This window comes from Corallococcus sp. 4LFB (genome assembly GCF_046520365.1).
GTDB classification, from domain to species: domain Bacteria; phylum Myxococcota; class Myxococcia; order Myxococcales; family Myxococcaceae; genus Corallococcus; species Corallococcus caeni.
This window is the reverse complement of record NZ_JBKGHJ010000808.1, coordinates 1-2440: the sequence shown is the minus strand read 5'-3', so window position 1 is coordinate 2440 and position 2440 is coordinate 1. Positions and strand designations below refer to the sequence as shown.

At 69.6% G+C, this 2440-nt stretch carries 3 protein-coding genes; 2 read left to right on the top strand and 1 reads right to left on the bottom strand.

The genetic code is table 11. The features are described from left to right. The first annotated feature begins 251 nt into the window (after positions 1–251). The gene (locus tag ACLEQD_RS41395) at positions 252–572 is read left to right on the top strand and encodes a DUF4476 domain-containing protein (RefSeq protein WP_410391414.1); all 321 of its coding nucleotides are present in this window, start codon (positions 252–254) and stop codon (positions 570–572) included. 10 nt (positions 573–582) lie between these two features. On the opposite strand, the gene ACLEQD_RS41390 is transcribed toward ACLEQD_RS41395, so the two are convergent. After that, positions 583–1125 (bottom strand): hypothetical protein, encoded by a 543-nt coding sequence (locus ACLEQD_RS41390; protein ID WP_410391413.1) that lies wholly within the window; start codon positions 1123–1125, stop codon positions 583–585. Between the two features lie 126 nt (positions 1126–1251). Here ACLEQD_RS41390 and ACLEQD_RS41385 point away from each other — a divergent pair. Further along, positions 1252–2440: chondroitinase-B domain-containing protein (locus ACLEQD_RS41385; protein ID WP_410391412.1), on the top strand; the 1189-nt coding region annotated here is incomplete at its 3' end.

Below are 2440 nucleotides of genomic sequence, written 5' to 3'. Positions count from 1 at the left end.
CCCCAGCCGCAGCCGATGCCGCCCCCGCCGCCCGCGCGCAACCTGGCCATCGTCGACCGTGAGCAGGTGGAGCGCCGCATCGACCGGCTGGAGAACGCGCTGCGCAACGCGATGTCCCGGACGAAGGACGCCAGGGGCCGCGAGAGCATCCGCGCCGCCATGGAGCAGCTGGACAAGCTGAGCGAGTACGTGGACGACGCCGCGCCCTACGGCACGGGCCTGCCGCCCCCGGTGGTCAACAGCCGGCGCCGATGCCGCCCCCGCCGCCGGTGGTGCGCCCCATCGCGGACGCGCAGTTCCGCGGCATCACCCAGGCGATGCTCCGCGAGGCCTTCCCGCGCGAGAAGCTGCGCATCCTGTCGCAGGTGGCGCCGAACGAGAACTTCCTCGTCACGCACGTCATGTCCATGCTGGGGCAGTTCTCCTTCTCCAACGACAAGCTGGAGGTGGTGCGCCTGATGCGGCCCACGCTGCTGGATCCGCAGAACGGCTACCAGCTCTACCAGGCGTTCCCCTTCTCCAGCGACAAGGAGAAGCTCCAGGCCATCCTGGAGGGCGGCGGGCGCTACTAGCCTTCCGGCGTCACCTGGAGAGCGCGGACCAGATGGCCCGCGCCTCCGGGGAGTCCGCGGTGGCATGGACGCTGGCCACCACCCGGCCCTGCGCGTCCAGCGCCAGGACGTAGGGCGTTTCGCTGGAGGCAAGCCCCAGCGCCTTGGCCATGCCGCCGTTCTTGTCCAGCCAGGTGTCCTTCCAGAAGTCCTGGGGCACCTGGTCCTTCGCCTTGCCCCGCGCGGCGCCCTCGCTGACGAAGAACGGCAGCTTGAGGGTGATGAGGGACTGGCGGTGCACCGAGTCCTCCAGGTGCTGGTCCGCCGCGTCGAACCACCCGCGCATCTTGTCGCCCGCGTCCTTGTCGGTGATGACGACCAGCAGCGTGGGGCTCCCCTTCAGCTCCTTGCTCGCGTGAGGGTCGGCCGTCAGGTCCTTCGCGGAGAACTCCGGCAGCGGCTGCCCCTGTGAAGGCAGCGCGAACGCGCCCGGGGCCAGGAGCAGCCCCAGGGCCAGCGCAGCCCCCCCGAGCGTGGAACGGCCCCACCGCGAGTCCCTGGGTCGATGTGTCATGAGAGGACAGGTGTCCACGCGCACGCCGGTTCCCTAGCAGCCGGGATGCCTGCGCACGGCAGACTGCCTGCCCTGGTGGGGATCGGGTAGCTTTGGACTCCCCCCTCGCTTTCCGGGAGTCCCCCCTTGAGAACCGTTTCCCTCGCCCTGCTCCTGCTGCCGCTGACGGGCGGCGCGGCCGTGAAGAGCGTCTCCACCGTGGCCGAGTTCCAGACCGCGCTCTCGTCCGCGAAGGCCGGTGACGAGCTCGTCCTGGAGGATGGCACGTACACCTTCAACGCGAACGTCAACTGCGCGGCGGAGGGCACGCAGGCCGCGCCCATCGTGGTGCGCGCGAAGAACCGCCATGCGGCCCTCATCCGCTTCAACGCGCTGGAGGGCTTCAAGGTGTCCGGCCGCTACTGGACCTTCGACGGGCTCACCGTGGAGGGCATCTGCGCGAACGACCAGAACTGTGAGCACGCCTTCCACGTCACCGGCCACGCGGAGAACTTCGTCCTGCGCAACAGCCGCGTGCGCGACTTCAACGCACAGCTCAAGGTGAACGCGGCGCAGAACGGCAGCGGCGTCTGGGAGATGCCCCACCGCGGCCTCATCGAGAACAACGAACTCTACGACACGCACGTGCGCGCGACGGGCACGCCCGTCACCAAGCTGAACATCGACACGGGCGACGACTGGGTGGTCCGCGACAACGAACTGCACGACTTCGGCAAGCAGGGCAACGTCTCCTACGGCGCCTTCATGAAAAGCGGCGGCAAGCGGGGCATCTTCGAAAGGAACCGCGTCCTCTGCGCGAAGGACCGGCCCGCCGGGACCGACACGCGCATCGGCCTGTCCTTTGGCGGAGGCGGGACGGGGAATGCGTACTGCGCGCCGGCCTTCGACCCTGACGTGCCGTGCTCGCCGGAGCACACGGACGGAATCATCCGCAACAACATCGTGGCGAACTGCTCGGACGCCGCCGTGTACCTGAACAAGGCCACGAACACGCGCGTGCTGTTCAACACGTTCATGAACAACGGGCTGGGCGTGGACTACCGCTACGCCGCGTCCACCGGCCAGGCCACCGGCAACGTGATGTCGAGCGTCGTCCGCAACCGCGACAGCGCCACCGGCACCTTCAGCGCGAATCGGACGGGCGTGACGAGCACCGAGTGGGCGGCCTGGTACGTGGCGCCGCTCCAGGGCGACCTGACGCTCAAGGGCGACGTGTCGTCGCTCATCGGCGCGCCCGCGCAACGCCCTGGTCGCCGGAGGACTTCTGCACGCGTCCCCGGCCCGCCTCCGGCCACGCTGGGCGCCTGGACGCTGT